At 67.3% G+C, this 14,616-nt stretch carries 16 protein-coding genes and 1 pseudogene; 7 read left to right on the top strand and 10 right to left on the bottom strand.

What is annotated here, in order from left to right; translation table 11 throughout:
- Nucleotides 1-88 precede the first annotated feature (88 nt).
- The 4 genes from ACN27F_RS30700 to ACN27F_RS30685 form a co-directional block, all read right to left on the bottom strand.
- Nucleotides 89-1,252: a hypothetical protein gene (locus ACN27F_RS30700; protein WP_421438952.1), complete on the bottom strand. Its 1,164-nt coding sequence runs from the start codon at nucleotides 1,250-1,252 to the stop codon at nucleotides 89-91.
- 322 nt (nucleotides 1,253-1,574) lie between these two features.
- Complete coding sequence (locus tag ACN27F_RS30695) at nucleotides 1,575-1,808, bottom strand: GntR family transcriptional regulator (RefSeq protein ID WP_421438951.1); 234 nt, start codon at nucleotides 1,806-1,808, stop codon at nucleotides 1,575-1,577.
- A gap of 105 nt (nucleotides 1,809-1,913) precedes the next feature.
- Nucleotides 1,914-2,153, bottom strand: a complete 240-nt coding sequence (locus ACN27F_RS30690; RefSeq protein ID WP_421438950.1) for a winged helix-turn-helix domain-containing protein — start codon at nucleotides 2,151-2,153, stop codon at nucleotides 1,914-1,916.
- A gap of 123 nt (nucleotides 2,154-2,276) precedes the next feature.
- Nucleotides 2,277-2,537, bottom strand: a complete 261-nt coding sequence (locus ACN27F_RS30685) for a winged helix-turn-helix domain-containing protein (RefSeq protein WP_123602538.1) — start codon at nucleotides 2,535-2,537, stop codon at nucleotides 2,277-2,279.
- Between the two features lie 243 nt (nucleotides 2,538-2,780).
- Between ACN27F_RS30685 and ACN27F_RS30680 the strand changes: the two genes are divergently transcribed.
- From ACN27F_RS30680 to ACN27F_RS30665, 4 genes are all read left to right on the top strand, one after another.
- Nucleotides 2,781-3,122, top strand: coding sequence for a hypothetical protein (locus tag ACN27F_RS30680; protein WP_421438949.1), 342 nt, complete (start codon nucleotides 2,781-2,783; stop codon nucleotides 3,120-3,122).
- On the top strand, nucleotides 3,119-3,910 hold the full coding sequence (locus ACN27F_RS30675; RefSeq protein WP_421438948.1) for a hypothetical protein: 792 nt from the start codon (nucleotides 3,119-3,121) through the stop codon (nucleotides 3,908-3,910). Before ACN27F_RS30680 ends, ACN27F_RS30675 begins: the two co-directional genes overlap by 4 nt.
- Nucleotides 3,907-4,389 (top strand): hypothetical protein, encoded by a 483-nt coding sequence (locus ACN27F_RS30670; RefSeq protein WP_421438947.1) that lies wholly within the window; start codon nucleotides 3,907-3,909, stop codon nucleotides 4,387-4,389. Before ACN27F_RS30675 ends, ACN27F_RS30670 begins: the two co-directional genes overlap by 4 nt.
- 254 nt (nucleotides 4,390-4,643) lie before the next feature.
- Nucleotides 4,644-5,474: an SAM-dependent methyltransferase gene (locus tag ACN27F_RS30665; protein ID WP_421438946.1), complete on the top strand. Its 831-nt coding sequence runs from the start codon at nucleotides 4,644-4,646 to the stop codon at nucleotides 5,472-5,474.
- 146 nt (nucleotides 5,475-5,620) lie between these two features.
- Here ACN27F_RS30665 and ACN27F_RS30660 read toward each other — a convergent pair whose 3' ends face one another.
- Together ACN27F_RS30660 and ACN27F_RS30655 are read right to left on the bottom strand one after the other, a co-directional pair.
- Nucleotides 5,621-6,274 carry a TetR/AcrR family transcriptional regulator gene (locus ACN27F_RS30660; RefSeq protein ID WP_421438945.1) on the bottom strand — a complete coding sequence of 218 codons (654 nt, stop codon included), beginning with the start codon at nucleotides 6,272-6,274 and terminating at the stop codon, nucleotides 5,621-5,623.
- Nucleotides 6,271-6,591: a DMT family transporter gene (locus ACN27F_RS30655; RefSeq protein WP_421438944.1), complete on the bottom strand. Its 321-nt coding sequence runs from the start codon at nucleotides 6,589-6,591 to the stop codon at nucleotides 6,271-6,273. Before ACN27F_RS30655 ends, ACN27F_RS30660 begins: the two co-directional genes overlap by 4 nt.
- Nucleotides 6,592-6,793: 202 nt before the next feature.
- Here ACN27F_RS30655 and ACN27F_RS30650 point away from each other — a divergent pair, with 202 nt between their 5' ends.
- Nucleotides 6,794-7,879, top strand: a complete 1,086-nt coding sequence (locus ACN27F_RS30650; RefSeq protein WP_421438943.1) for a hypothetical protein — start codon at nucleotides 6,794-6,796, stop codon at nucleotides 7,877-7,879.
- A 131-nt stretch (nucleotides 7,880-8,010) separates the two neighbouring features.
- Here the strand turns inward: ACN27F_RS30650 and ACN27F_RS30645 are convergent, their stop codons facing one another.
- Nucleotides 8,011-8,211 carry a hypothetical protein gene (locus ACN27F_RS30645; protein ID WP_421438942.1) on the bottom strand — a complete coding sequence of 67 codons (201 nt, stop codon included), beginning with the start codon at nucleotides 8,209-8,211 and terminating at the stop codon, nucleotides 8,011-8,013.
- Nucleotides 8,208-9,143 carry a 6-phosphofructokinase gene (locus tag ACN27F_RS30640; protein WP_421438941.1) on the bottom strand — a complete coding sequence of 312 codons (936 nt, stop codon included), beginning with the start codon at nucleotides 9,141-9,143 and terminating at the stop codon, nucleotides 8,208-8,210. Before ACN27F_RS30640 ends, ACN27F_RS30645 begins: the two co-directional genes overlap by 4 nt.
- Before the next feature lie 141 nt (nucleotides 9,144-9,284).
- Here ACN27F_RS30640 and ACN27F_RS30635 point away from each other — a divergent pair.
- Nucleotides 9,285-10,601, top strand: a pseudogene (locus tag ACN27F_RS30635) (ISL3 family transposase).
- Between the two features lie 317 nt (nucleotides 10,602-10,918).
- Nucleotides 10,919-12,502: a hypothetical protein gene (locus ACN27F_RS30630; protein ID WP_421438940.1), complete on the top strand. Its 1,584-nt coding sequence runs from the start codon at nucleotides 10,919-10,921 to the stop codon at nucleotides 12,500-12,502.
- Between the two features lie 773 nt (nucleotides 12,503-13,275).
- Here the strand turns inward: ACN27F_RS30630 and ACN27F_RS30625 are convergent.
- Together ACN27F_RS30625 and ACN27F_RS30620 are read right to left on the bottom strand one after the other, a co-directional pair.
- Nucleotides 13,276-13,647 (bottom strand): Uma2 family endonuclease, encoded by a 372-nt coding sequence (locus ACN27F_RS30625; RefSeq protein WP_421438939.1) that lies wholly within the window; start codon nucleotides 13,645-13,647, stop codon nucleotides 13,276-13,278.
- A gap of 46 nt (nucleotides 13,648-13,693) precedes the next feature.
- Nucleotides 13,694-14,614 carry a hypothetical protein gene (locus ACN27F_RS30620; RefSeq protein ID WP_421438938.1) on the bottom strand — a complete coding sequence of 307 codons (921 nt, stop codon included), beginning with the start codon at nucleotides 14,612-14,614 and terminating at the stop codon, nucleotides 13,694-13,696.
- Nucleotides 14,615-14,616: the final 2 nt, after the last annotated feature.

Genomic DNA, 14,616 nt, shown 5'->3' with positions numbered 1-14,616 from the left:
GTTCTCTTCACACAGTGTCATCAGATCGCGCCGGGTCGGCCCGCGTGGCGGACCGCTAGATGGTGCCTGCACGACAGCATCGCCTGGCCTATCGAGGTTGCCTAGGATCGCGACGGTCGGAATAGCGGGGATTGTTTGAGTGAAGGGCTCGGCGGGCGGCGGCGACCAGGCCTACAGCGACAAATATCGCGGCCAGGACCCATGGCAGCCGACTCTGCCATGAAGGCTTCCTAACACGAGGGTGCACTACCTCCTCGACCTTGCTCAATGATTGCGCCTGTTCAATGCCGTCGGGCGTGTCGAGGGAGGGCTCCCCTGCATCGGGGTCGACTTGTTCCTTGCGCCTGCGTGACATTCGTGAGCTAATCTCTGCGGCCGACAGCTCGAGGAACCAGACGAGTCCGCTACCTGCGACGCCGACGAGGCCACCGGCGATGAAGATGTTCCGATCGCGGGCCGCCTGGAGGTTGGCGCGCTGCCCCGTGAGCCGGATGTTGCTTACCGGCCTTGTAGCGGGATCGAGCGAGTACTTCCATTCTAGGCGTCCGGCGTCGGCTACCTGCGGGCTTGTACTCACGCTCTCGAGATCGCCAGGAAGATCGTGCAACGATATTGTTACCGACGACCTAGCCGGCAGTTGAGTATATCGGAAATCCATCTCCTTGGGAAGTGCCGGTAGCTGCGCTATGCCGGGAATCGCGTATGTGGTCCGCACACCGGATGTCTCACTCGGCCGCTTTCCGTTGGTCCCGATCATTAGTGCTTGCCGGAACCCACTAGAGCCTGATGATGCGTTAACGGGAAGTGATGTATAGACGCATTGCTCGAGATACCCTAGAGGCTGGGCGAAGATGGTGACCCCCTCCTTCGCCGGGAACGGAAGCCAGGTCAGTTGACGTCCTACATTGTCGGTAAACCTTGGATCCGAGGAGGCCGCGCCACATAGAAAGATCCGGACACGCAACTCGTCTAGCGACGAGTCTGCCACGATCTGCGTAATCGAGACTTCCACCGATGTCCGCCCCGGATCCTCGTCGGCGTCGAAGTACATCTGAATGTCGAGCGGTGGCTGCTTCGCTGAAGGCGTCTCAGCCGCGATGCCGATGGTTCCGGGGCTTCCAATTCGCGGCGCCTCCGCGAACTGCTCGGACGCAATCTTGTAGGACAACATCGCCGCCGAGCAGGTGAGCGCAAGGGCAAGAACGATGAGCACAGTTTTGTAGCGGGTCGGCTGCTCCGCGTCGGACAACATCGCACGAGCGTACAAAGTCTCGCTAACTCTAGCGATCACGGGGCCGCCATCGAAGTTTTACGGAATGTATCGGGACATGCTCAACCTTCCGCCGGCAGTCACATCCCCGACCCCGGCCGTCACGACCGTCTCCGTCGGCTCCACGTCACCGAAGCGGACCGCGATAGCGACAGCAGGCCGCGCCAGTCCGGTCCCCCGGTTCGATCTCTGAACGTTGAGGCATGACATCCAGCGCGACGTCGCTGTGCAGAGTCTGTTCGCGGCGTGCCAGCGTCCTCAATTCGGCAGGAGCGGACGCCGCAGCTCTGTAGCAGGCCAAAGATCAGACGTTGTCCGATCGATCGGCGACGAACACGCCGAGGCTCTGCCTGCCGACGAGTTCGCCGCACTCGATCATCGAGTCGACGGCACGGCGCACGGTTGCCGAGGTCGTCGAGTGTTGCTCCATCAGCTTCCGGGTGGTCGGAATCCGGTCGCCCGGCTTCAACAGCCCTGCTTTGACCTGCGCACGGAGGTCATCACGGATCGATTTCCAAAGGGGCACGGCGTAAGGCATGATCCGAGGTCACCACTCCAAGCACCCGAGTAGATGGGCAACGAACCCAGCGTAGCCAAACCACGGCCAGTCAAGCCGTTCGCAGATACAAACGCGGGCTTCCAGCTACAATCCACCGGTGGCCTCGTTGGTGTCGACGACGAAGACGCCGACACCGGGCACCCCGACGACCAGGCCTTCGGCCTTGAGCGCGATCATCGCGTTGCGGACGACAATCGCCGACACGTTGTGCTCGGCGCAGAGCTGCGACGTGGACGGCAACTTCGCGCCGGGCGACAGCTCGCCGGTCGCGATCTGCTTGCGGATGTGGGCGGCGAGTTCCACCCACTTGGCACTCGGTGGCACGCCAGCCCTCCCCTGATCAACGTTGTCGCCACTCGGCCGGTAGCGGCTGACTCGCCAGGTCACCGTCAATGTCCGCCAGGCCACCAGGGCGTCTGAACGTCTACCCTGCCGACCAGCAGGGGTTCAGCCCTGCTGGTCGTTCGGGTCGACGACGAACACGCCGACGCCCTGCACGCCCTCGATCAGCCCTTCGGTCCGCAGCTTGAAGATGGCTTGGCGCACGACGATCGCCGACACGTCGTGCTCCTTGCACAGCTGTGCGGTGGACGGAAGCTTGTCGCCTGGTGCCAGCTCACCGGAGACGATCTGGCTCCGGAGGTGGTCGGCGATCTTCTCCCACTTGGGCTTGGCGGGCATGGGCGGCTCCCTGATCTGCGCACCCATTTGATCACGCGCCAGCTTTGTATGGCAAAAAATTGGCGCTCATGGGTTGCTTGGCATGTGCGCATATGTAAAGCTGTCCTCGCGCCGCTCCCTGGTCTGCAAACCGGAGTGGTTGCCCCGCAAGAAGCCCGGTCGGCCGGCGCCGCCTGTCGGTCGGCCGGGTGCGTCAACCTGCCCGCCACCTGCGACAACAGTCGTATCAGCGGTGGGTGCCATCTCCACGCGTACGGGAGGCAACGTCCGGTGACACCCGACCCCCGCCCCACCCCGACCGTCCCACCACCACCCACCCGGCAGCGCCCGGCCGGCGACCAGCGTTCCGCGACCTACTACACCCGGTACGCCCGTAGCCGCGTCGTCGAGGCGCAACGCACCATCGACAGTCACACCACCTCGGCGTACACCGGCTGTTGTCTCGGCTGTGGACGGCCCGGACCGTGCGCGGACCTGACCGAAGCCGAAGCGACGATGCACCGCTACCACCGGCTGCCGTTCCGCCGGCCCTGCGCGACCCTGCTCGACCCCAGCCGGGTCGCCGACACCCCCGACCGCCCGCGCTTCTCCTGGCTGAGCAGGTCGGCATGAGTACCCGGGAGTACGCCGCCGACGCCGCTGCCCTGCAGGTCGCCGCCGACACGATCGGCGCGCTGCGGGCGGTCTGCCTGGCCCTGGAGACCGCCGTCACCCACGTCACCGAGCAGCTCGGCGACGCCCACACGCTCGCCCCGGACGCCCGGCTCACCGTCGACCGCTACGAGGAAGCCCTGCACCAGGCGTGGGAGGCGTACGGCGAAGTCTTCGATGCCGTCACCGTCGCCCGGCCGCAGCTGCCGGGCAGCCGCCCGGTCGGCGTCACCACCATCATGCGCGGCCTGCGGATCGCCCGTGAGCATGCCGGCCACGCCGCCGGCACCACCGGCGACGCCCGGCCCCGGGTGCTGGCCGCCGCCGACCGCCTGGCCCGCAGCGACGACCCGTACGCCCAGGCCGCCGCCGCTCGGCTACGCTCCGCCCTGGCCCGCCTCGACCAGCTCGGCGGCAGCCTCGGCGTCGGCACCGGCGCCCTCGACCGCTACTTCAACGCCCTCGCCAACGGCGACGACCCGCCGCAGCAGCGGCTGCGCCGGCTGGCCGCACGACGCCCGCTCACCAGCACCCCACCCGCCACCGCCACCGACGCCGACGGCAATCCGCCCGGCGACGGTGCCGACTCCGCCGCACGGCAGCCACCGACCGAGGTACGCGGACTCGCCGCCCGTACCGCCGCGTCGCTGGTCGCCACCGGCCGCCACCACGTCAGGTTCCGCACCTTCTGGCAGCTCGTCCGCCACCACATCTGGCAAGACGCCTTCCACACCTGGAGGAGCCGGTGACCAGCGCACCCACCGCCGCCTTGACCTACCTGGTCGCCGGGCAGACCGGCGCACACGAACGCCAACTCGCCCGCTTCGACGACGACCAGTGGCAGGAGTATCTTGACCTGCTCAGCGGGCTGTTCGTGCTCACCGTGGACCGACGCTTCCGGCCCGGCGAACCGGCCGCGGTGATCCGCTTCGTCGCCAGCGTCCGGGAACGCTTCGACCCCGCCGGCACCGCCATCGACCCGACCGTGGCCGAAACCCTGATGCACGCCGCCCTCGGCCAGCACGACACCCTGCCCGCCACCGCCGAAACCATCACCGCGCAGACGCTACTCGTCGTCGCTCTGGTCACCGACGAAGGACTCAGCCCGGCCGGACTGGCCGACCTGATCGACGACACCACCACGATGCTCGCCGCCGAGCCGGACCAGCCGGCCGCCGTCACCCCGGACGGGCAGCCGGCCGACCACCAGCCGACAGATCCGACCTGACTCCGGCCTGACCACCCACCGTGCCGATTCGAGGCATCGTTGCGGGCATCAGCGGGTGGGGTGTCTCGAATCCGTCGGGCAATCGTTTTCACCCAGGTGATCGCTCGTACCCGGTGGTGGCTGCGGCTCGCGGCCACCACCTGCGAAAGCTGTTCGCAGGCACGGTGATTCCTCGTCGAGTGTCTATAGTGATCGCATTGTCCTCGGGTTCGGGTACGCCGTCGGACGGGCCCGGCACAGGAGAGGTGGCTTTGATGACGACGACCGCCGACTATCCGCTGCACCCCGATGCCGAGGTGCAGGATGCCAACATCGCCCGGATATACGACTATTATCTGGGCGGCCTCTACAACTTCGCCATCGACCGGGAAAAGGCGGAACGCATCAAGTCGATGCTTCCCAGCGTCGATCTGTTGGCCCGCGCCAACCGGGACTGGCTCCGCCGTTCCGTGCGGTACCTGATGGGCGAGGGGATTCGGCAGTTCATCGACCTCGCCTCTGGGCTGCCGACGGCCGGCAACACCCACGAGGTGGCGCACGCCATCGACCCGCGAGCCCGGGTGGTCTACGTGGACAACGAGCCGACGGCGGTGCGTCACGGCAACGACATTCTCGCCGGTGAGCCCTTCGCCGCCATGGCGGGTGTCGACGGCAAGGACGCCAGGCAGGTGTGGGCACACCCGGCGGTCCAGGAGCTGATCGACCGCGACCAGCCGATCGGGGTGGTCATGGGCGGGCTGTTGGTCTTCGTCCAGGACCACGAGGACCCGGCCGGGGTGGTCGCGGCGTATCGGGACGCGCTGGTGTCTGGCAGTTTCATCGCGATTTCACATCTCAGCGTCGACACCGCCGATGCCCAGACCTGCGAGCAGGTCGACCGGATGATCGCCGCCTACCGCGCCGGGGTCAACGCCAACCTGTACACGCGGGACAAGGCCACCTTCACCTCCTGGTTCGACGGGATGCAACTGGTGGAGCCGGGGGTGACGCTGATGGCCGACTGGCGTCCGACCCCCGGCCAGGACGTGGATGCCCAGACGCCGTCACGACAGCTCGGTTACGGGGCGACCGGCCGGATCGTGTGACGGATCGCCGGACCGCAGGGCCCGGCGACGTCCACACCGGCCGTCGACCACCCCCGCCGTCAGGTCGGGTGTCATCACTGACGGCTGTGTCGTCACTGACGGCTGTGTCGTCACTGACGGCTGTGTCGTCACTGACGGCTGTGTCGTCACTGACGGCGGTGACGGCGGCTGCCGGTCGGCACTGGCGCGGTGGGGCTCGGCGGGTCCGACCGGACCAGGGCCGCGATCGCCGACTCGACAGCGCCGGTGTCCAGTGGCTCACCGATGGCGAAGTGTTGCAGCAAGACCCCGTCGACGAAGACGGCGACCGCGTGCGCCGCCCGGTCGCCGGTCAGCGGAGCCAGGATCTCAAAGAGGCGATCGCGCCAGCACCGGGCGAGCGGCCGCAGCTCGGGGCTGCGGGCGGCGGCGAGGTACAGCTCCAGCTCGGTCAGCGCGCGGCCCTGATCGGCTAGATATCCGCCGATCAGGCTGGTGAGTCGGGCCGGCAGGTCGGTGCCGTCGCCGAGCTGGTCCGCCCAGCGGTGCAGCTCGGCCTCGACGTCCGCCTGTGCCTGCCGCAGCCCGGCGACGATCAGATCGGCCAGGGTCGGAAAATAGTAGGTGGTCGCTCCGAGCGGGACACCGGCGCGGGCGGCGACCGCCCGGTGCGTGGTGCGGCCGATGCCGACCTCGGCGACCACGTCCAGGGTGGCGGCGGTCAGCGCCCGGCGCCGGCCCTCCGGGTCCCGGGGCCGCACCGGGCGGCGGTCCGGGCTGCCGGCCGGGCGACCGGCCGCGCCGCGCGGGTTGGCGGTCAATGGGCACCGCCCAGGTTGAGCACCACCACACCGGCGATGACCAGCCCGATCCCGGTCACCTTCGCCAGGGTCAACGGCTCGCCCAGGAATGCCGCGCCGACCGCGGCGATGGCCGCCGTGCCGAGCCCGGCCCAGAGCGCGTACGCGACACCGACCGGGATCGTCTTCACCGCCTGGGCGAGGCAGGCGAACGCGGTGACATACGCCGCGATCAGGGCCAGCGTCGGCCACAGCCGGGTGAAGCCGTGGGTCGACTTGAGCAGGCTCGTCCCGATCACCTCGGCGGTGATCGCGGCGGCGAGGAGCAGGTAGGCCATGGCCGGTCTCCGTTCTTGTACATACGTACATGTACTAACGTACACGAGATGTCGGCGTCCGGGTTCCGTCCGACTACTCATCGCCGGCGGCCCGGGTGAGTATCCGCCGCGAGAACTTGAGCGACCCGGTACTCACGCCAACAACCGGGATGCGGTGCTGGACTGTGCCTGCTTCGCCACCTTCTGCCCACGAGGAGGATCGATGTTCACCACAGCGTCAGCCCGGATGAAGAGTCTGCTGGCAGCCGGGATCATCGCCGGGACGATCGCGACGGCGGGTGCGGTGACGTTCGCGGCACCCCCGGCCGCTGCCGGCGGTCCCACCCTGGTCCCGCTCGTCACCTTCTACAGCCCCGCCCGGGGTGACCACTTCACCACCAGCCAGTCGGCGTGGACCTGCAAATACTTCCGCCTCGCGGGCTGCGCGCCCGACCCGCTCTACCACAGCGTCGGCATCCAGGGGCACGTCTTCAACCCCGACAACCCCCAGCCGGCCGGCACCACCCCGCTCTACCACTGGTGGAGCCCCGATCGCGCGGACAACTTCCTCACCACCGACCCCGGCTGGGCCGGCAACATCGGCGACCGCAAGACATCCGGCCACGAGTACACGCTGTTCCGGATCGAAGGCTACGTGCCGATCGCGCTGCCAGTCGGCGGCGGCATGGCCCTCTACAGTTACTGGAACCCGGCCACCGAGGACAACGCCGCCCTGGCGACGTGGAACCGTGTCACGGGTTACAGCTCGCCCGCCGCCGGTTGGGGCCTGTACCGCCGCGAGACCGGCTACCTGCTGCCCCCGGAGTCGTCGACCCTGCAGAGATGCCAACCGCCCACGACCACGCCCAACCACACGTCCGACCCCTGGTCTGCCCCCGGCAACCACGTGAGCACCTGGTCGGCACGGATGGGCCTGGAGAACGGCGACGCCCTGCGCGTCGACGCGACCGGCGAGATCAGGACCGACTTCTGGGGCAGCGTCAAGCCGGTGCACGGATACTCCTGGGAGCACGCCGTACCCGGCTACCCGGCACCCGGCGAGCCTCCCTACTCCCTGATCGGCTCGGTGACGGCCGGCGCGACGTTCGTCAGCGGACGCGGATGGTACGAGGCCGGCAGCTGGTTCCCGATCGTCGGCACCAGGGACACCGGCACGCCGTCGACCTCGCCGTGCCTGCTGTACGAGTCCGCCGGGCTGGCCGGCGGAAGGTTCCAGGTCACGATCAACGACAACAACCTCAGCGACAACAGCGGAGCCGCGACCGTGACCGTACGCCAGTGGTGGTGAGCCGCTGCTGGTGAGCATCCTCGGTGTAGTGGGCGGCCAACCGGCCGCCCACTACACCTTGTTCAGACGCGCGCCTCGCTCAGCTCGCGTACGGCGCGATCAGGTCGTCGACGGCCGACTCGACCGCTCGATCAGGCGATCGGTGGCGGCTGGCCGGTGGCCTCCAGGGCCGACAGCCACAGGTCGCCGTACGAGTCGACCTGGTTGCGGGCACGCACCACCAGCGGCATTGGCAGGTGGACGAACCTGCCCCGCCACCGACCCACCACCAGCCGGGCGAGCACCTTGCTGATCCGCGACGCGCCACGCATCGATTCGTCGCCACCGATCACGAACAGGATGTCGATACCGAGCTGGTCGAGGGCGTCGGCGATCTCCTCGGATCCTGGTCGCCCCGCGCCGTACCGAGGATCGTGCCGCCGTATTCGTCGATCCGGTCGACGACCGCCGGGGTCAACGGCACCACCGGATGGCCGTACCGGGCGACCAGCCCCTGGTAGCCGTTACGGAAACGGACGATCTGACGCACCCCGTAGCCGGTGGTCAACTCCAACACCAGCGCCCGGATGACGTTGTTCAGACCAGGGCAGAGCCCGCCACAGGTCACGATCCCGACCTGGGTCCGGGCGGGCTCGAAGAAGATCTTCTGCCGGGGTCCGCCCGGCTCCAGGCTGGGCAACTCGTCAACGGGCTCACCCCGGCCGGCGAGCATCCCGACGGTGTCGTCGAGCAGCACCCGGTCGGACTCGTCGACGTAGTGCCAACTGGTGTTGCGCCCGAGCAGCAGCCGGGCCAGCGGCGAGTCGAACAGGCACCCGCCCAGCGTCCGGATCTCCACTCGCACCGCCTCGTCGACCATCCGCCCATGGTCCCGGCCGTAGTTTTCAACGGAGTTACCGAACCGCACCCGCGGCTGATCCGACCTGATCAGGGCGGCGATCGACGACTCGACGGCGGCGTCCAGCGGCTCACCGATGGCGAAGTGTTGCAGCAGGACACCGTCGACGAAGACAGCGACCGCGTACGCCGCGCGGTCGCCGGTCAGCGGCGTCAGGGTCTCGCAGAGACGGTCCCGCCAGGCGCGGGCCAGTGGCCGCAGCTCGGGGCTGCGGGCTGCGGCCAGGTACAGCTTCAGCTCGGTCAGCGCCCGGCCCGGTCGGCCAGGTCGGCCAGGTACTCCCCGATCAAGAAACGGGACGGGTCGGCAGCGACTGTCCCAGGCCGAGCGCCGGGTGAGTAGCCGCCACACCAATTTGAACGCCACGCAACAGTACTCACGCCAACCTGGCTCTTCGAAGTTGAGCGGGGTTCGCGGTTGACGGCGACCCTGGCGTAGAGGGCTCGCAGCCCTTCGGTGACCATCTGAGTGTCTAGATCGGATGGTCACAAGCGGAGAGCTGCGAGCATGGTCAACGATACGACCCGGCTGCTGGGCCTGGACGGCCTGGTGGTGGACCGGGTCAGGTTGGACCCCGACGGTGTCCCGGTGGTCGCTCTGTCTACCGCCGATGAGCAGGCACGATGCTGCCCGGACTGCGGCACGCGGGCCCGGCGGGTCAAGGACCGGGTGACGACCCGGCCCCGGGACCTGCCCGTCGCGGGCCGGGCGACGCGGCTACGGTGGCGCAAACGCCGCTGGCACTGCGACCAGGGCGGATGCCGACGCCGGACGTTCACCGAGCAGGTGGCGCAGATCCCAGCCCGGCACCGGGTGACCGCCCGGTTGCGGCAGGCCGCCGGGGCGGCGGTCGCCGACGGCGCCCGCACGATCGTGCAGTCGGCCCGCGATCATGACCTGTCCTGGCCGGTGGTCGCGGCGGCGTTCACCGCCCACGCGGGCGTGGTGCTGCCCGACGAACCGGAACCGGTGGAGGTCCTCGGGATCGACGAGACCCGCCGGGGCCGGCCGAAGTGGGTCTTCGACCAGGCCAGCCAGGCGTGGCAGAGCAGTGTGGACCGGTGACACGTCGGGATGTGTGACCTGTCCGGCGGTCAGGGACTCCTGGGCCAGGTCGAGGGCCGCACCGCCCAGGTGGTCGTCGACTGGCTCGGCCAACGCGGCCAGGCGTGGCGCGACCAGGTCCGGTACGTCGCGATCGACACGTACGCGATCTTCAAGTCCGCGGTCCGTGAGGCGTTGCCGCACGCCGTCCTCGTCGTCGATCACTTCCACGTCGTGCGCCTCGCCCACCAGGCGCTCAACGAGGTCCGCCGTCGGGTCACCGTGCAGGTCCGGGGCCGCCGGGGTCGCGCCGGTGACCGCGAATGGGACCTGCGTAACCGGCTGACCCGCTCCGCGAGGCGGATGCGCGCTGACCGCGTCGACACGCTCTGCGACGAGATCGCCGGGCTACCCGCCGGGATCAGCGTGCCGGTCCTCGCCGCGTGGAACGCCAAGGAAGACCTCCTCGACCTGCTGGCCCTGGCCCGCACCCACCCGGACCGGGAACACGTCGCCCGGCTGCTGCACCGCTTCTACCAACGCTGCGCCGACAGCGCTCTACCCGAGCTTGCCCGCCTCGCGACCACGATCGAGATCTGGTGGCCCCAGATCCTCGCGTTCCTGCACACCGGTATCACCAACGCCGGCTCCGAAGGCACCAACCGGGTCATCAAGACCGTCGCCCGCGACGCCTACGGCTTCCGCAACCCGATCAACCAACGCCTACGAACCCGCTGCGCGACCACCCGAAAAAGCCGCGGCCACCTCAACCCCGCTTAACTTCGAAGAGCCGCCAACCTCCGGGATCCGGTGCTGGACTTTGCCAGGTTCGCCACCTTCAGCCCACGAGGATGATCGATGTTCACCACTGCGTTAGCCCGAATCCGGAGCCTGCTGGCAGCCAGGATTGTCATCGGGTGATCGCGACGGCGGGTACGTGACAATTCCTCTCCGCCGGCTTGCACACCCGGGGCCCCGACCGGCTGGCACCCGCACCCCACCACCACGGCGCCGCCGCACCCGGCCACGCCGACCGTCAGTATGCCCACGAGACCTGGGATTACTTGCGGTCTGAGGGCGTATGACATCATCTGAGCATGGCAGCGCTCACCGTGGACAGTGCTCGGTCGGACGACATTCGATTGCGAGTCGCCGGTAGACTTCACCCGGCAACGATTCTGACCGCTTTATTTGTCACACTTGGCGTCCTATACAGATTCCTTGCACTGTTGTGGAGTGTGCCACCTACCAACAGCGATGAAGCGACTATGGGACTGGCCGCGATCCACATATCGAAGGCCGAGAGTTTCCCAACATTTTTCTATGGGCAAAACTACATGGGAACACTCGAAGCCTATCTGGCCGCACCGATATTTGCACTATTCGGCCCATCGGTAATTTCGCTGCGAATCCCGAACCTGTTCCTCTTTGGCGCTTTTCTCGTCATAATGTGGCGGCTCGTCGACCAGCTCTACGGCAGCCGTTGGTTTACTCTACTGGTAGTCGGAATTCTGGCACTCGGCTCGGACCGGTTGCTGAAAAATCAAATGATTGCCGGTGGCGGCTATCCCGAAATGAATCCGGCGGGCGCCGGGTTGATGTTGCTCGCAGTTGGGCTCGCGACGAACCGGTTTCACCTTCGCGGCGTCGCCTTCGCGACATGGGGACTCATCGCAGGATTGATGATATGGGTTGACCCACTTGTCCTGCCATATATTCTTTGCGCAGGTGCGGTCCTAGTTATCTTCACAAGGAAGGAGATCATCGGGAGGTCCGGCGCCCTTCTTGCTGGGGGCACCCTGGTGGGCGCAGCACCCCTCATCGCGCACTCAATCGGCTACCGCACCAATCCAATTTCCGTTCTGCTTAATTTGAGCGGGGGCGGTGAGGCGTCGCCATGGTTGGATCACCTGTATGGCGGCGTGATATTTGGCATCCCAATGGGGATGGGATTCTGCGCGCCGAGTAAGTGTGCACCGTGGCAACTCTGGTGGGGACTCGCCTTTCCGCTGCTTCTCCTGGTTGCAGCAATAGCTGCGCTAGCTTCGATTCGACACCAGGTGGGAAGTCAGAAATTTCGCTCGGTAGCCCACCTAGGTTTGTTACTCAGCGCAGTATTGACGGTTCTCGCATATGTCCGGAGCAGCGCCGCAGCAGACACCCCAGTAGAAAGTGCCAGGTACCTCTCGTGCCTACTAATTTCCATGCCAGCCGTGTTGTGGCCACTTTGGCAATCACCGCAACGTCGCACGGTATTTTGGTGGATGGTATCAGCCACCGTTCTTACCGCCACCGCAGCATCAGCTTTTGTTGCCACCGTTGGCGTCGCAATGATTGCCCCCGACATGAAAGATCTTGCGCGACAACGGGATAACATGACTGCACGGCTCGATCAGCTAGGTGTAACCCATGTATATAGCGAGTACTGGACATGCAATAACATCACGTTCGCGACAAACGAGCGCATCGCGTGCGCTGTCATTGACGAGGGCGACCTGACTCCGGGCCTAAACAGATACTTGCCATATCTGGAAGCCGTGCAGGATTCAAACGATCCAGCATATGTTCTTCCTGTCGATTCGCCCGCCAACCCGCTAGTTATTCAACTCCTTTCAACGAGTCAATCCGTACCTACCGTCGTGAACGTACCCGGCTACCACATTTACTTCCCGAGTAGCTAAGCCATGTCGAGTAGCTAAGCCATGTCAGGATAAACGGATTAGCGAGGAACGGCCCGGAGCGTGAAGCTCCGGGCCGTTCCGACCCCTATTGGAGGCAGATCTCAGGCCCGTGTACCAAAAGCAGAAACCGCTGTGGTTCCGCTCGGGCAGTAGGCAGTTGCGCCATTCCGGTCACCGAACCAGGGGGTGCTAGAGCTCCCGTACGCCACGCTATTGCTGCAAATAACCCAGATTCGGTAGCGCTGCGGGCCAGTGCCATCGCACCAGCCCCAGGCGCTCGTGCTGTACTTGTCCGTCTGGCAGTACCCATTCCAGTCATTCGGGACCACGACCGCGGCGCCGGATGCTGGCGGGGCTGCCATTGCGGATGGTGCTACTGCCACTGCGGAGATCAGCGCGAAAGCCGCTCCTACCACCCCGACTCGCCTGATAAAGCGGCGGATCCGCGAATTCGAAACCATCTGCGCCTCCCGTAGCTCTGCACGGGAACAAACAACGATTAACCATCGCATTGCCCCCGTGTGCGTATCGATGATATGGACAATCATGACACTCATGGAAGTCAAAGTCTATATACGCTCAATATTGCACGTTAGTCAATCTACTGTCCCGAAAATGACATCTTCATGACGAGGACATATTTTACTCCGCTACGGCACAGGCGTCCGCAACGCTTCGATTTGCTCAGAGGAAGAACCGTAAAGTGCCGCCGCCGACCGCCCCGACCAGCCCCGGCGCTGTGGGCGACCACTCGGCCGCCCGCAGCGCCGCGCTCAGCCCGAGTGCGCCGCGATCAGGTCGTCGACGGCAAGCTCCGACGCGGTGTACGGCACCGGAATGCGCTCCCCATGCAGGTACTCGACCCGCGTCCGGTATCCCGTCGGGATCGGCCCGGTGTGCTCGTAGATCGCCCGCTGGGTGACCACCCAGTAGACCGGGTAGCCCGCCTGGCCGTAGAGCCTGGTCTTGACGTTGAGGTCCTGGATCGTCGTCTCGTCGGCGGCCTCGACCGCGAGCAGCACATCGGCGGCATCCCAGACCGACAGCCGTGCAGCCACGGTCCCCACCGGATCAGCGCCGGCCCGACGCACCCAGCAGTCAGGATCGGGCAAGGATTCCCCGGTCGGCAGGGTCGCGGTCGTCACCCGCACCCCGTCTCGCGGCAGCACCGCCAGCAGTTGGCCGACCGTATCAGAGCGGGCCGATCTTGAGGAACACCAGCAGCAGGACCATCGAGGCGGCGGCACCGCCGAAGCTGATCAGGAACCCGAGCTTCGGAAAGCGCGGGCCGCCGTCGGTTTCCCATCGCGACCGCCCCCACTTGCTGATCACGAAGTACGCGGCGAAGAACCCCACCGCCGGAAAGCCGGAGCAGGACCAGATCCACTTGGTGCTGTAGTCGACGGTCAGAGTCAACGGGTTCAGGAAGAACGTGAACTGCAGGACGGCGACGGCAACGGCGAACCCTAGATAGACGGCGACCGCCCGGCCCAGCGGTGACCAGCCGGGCAGCAGCGGCGGTCGGCCGGCGGCCTGCTCCGCCTCGTACGCCGCCGCGTCGGCCTCGTCGAGCCGCTGGCGGGCCGCCGCCAGCTCCTGCTCGGGGTCGGTCGGGCCGGCGCCGTCGACGGTCGCGGCGGATCCGGCCGCCGCCGGGCCACCCGGCACCGGATCACCGGCCGCCGGGGCGGCCGAGCTCGGCGCACCGGGCACCGGCAACCCACCGGGCGTCGCCGGGCCACCGAATACCGGCGGGCCACCGGACGGCAACGGGATCCGCTGCGGCGGGCCGGGCGCGACCTCGGGACGGCGCGGTGGCGGCGGTACGGCGTACCCACCGGATCGTGGCTGGCCCCCGGCGGGGCCGGCGGGGTCGGCGGCGGCCGGGGTGACCGCGACCGGCGGCGGTGCGGCCGGCACCTGCTCCCCCGCGGCCTGCCCGATCGCCGCCAGCCGCTGCCGCTGGGCGTAGAGCCGCTGGCCGAGCTGGTCGGCGTGCGCGGTGAGCCGCTGCCGGCTCGTCACGTGGTGGGCGGCACCGGCCTGCCCGGTACGGTGCAGGTCGTGCAGGTGGCGGGCCAGTGCGGCGTACTCGTCGAAGTCGCTCACCACGC

It is taken from the genome of Solwaraspora sp. WMMB335 (assembly GCF_049179075.1).
In the GTDB taxonomy this organism is placed as follows: domain Bacteria; phylum Actinomycetota; class Actinomycetes; order Mycobacteriales; family Micromonosporaceae; genus Micromonospora_E.
Note: the sequence above shows the minus strand (reverse complement) of the source record. Positions and strands in the feature narration are given on the sequence as shown.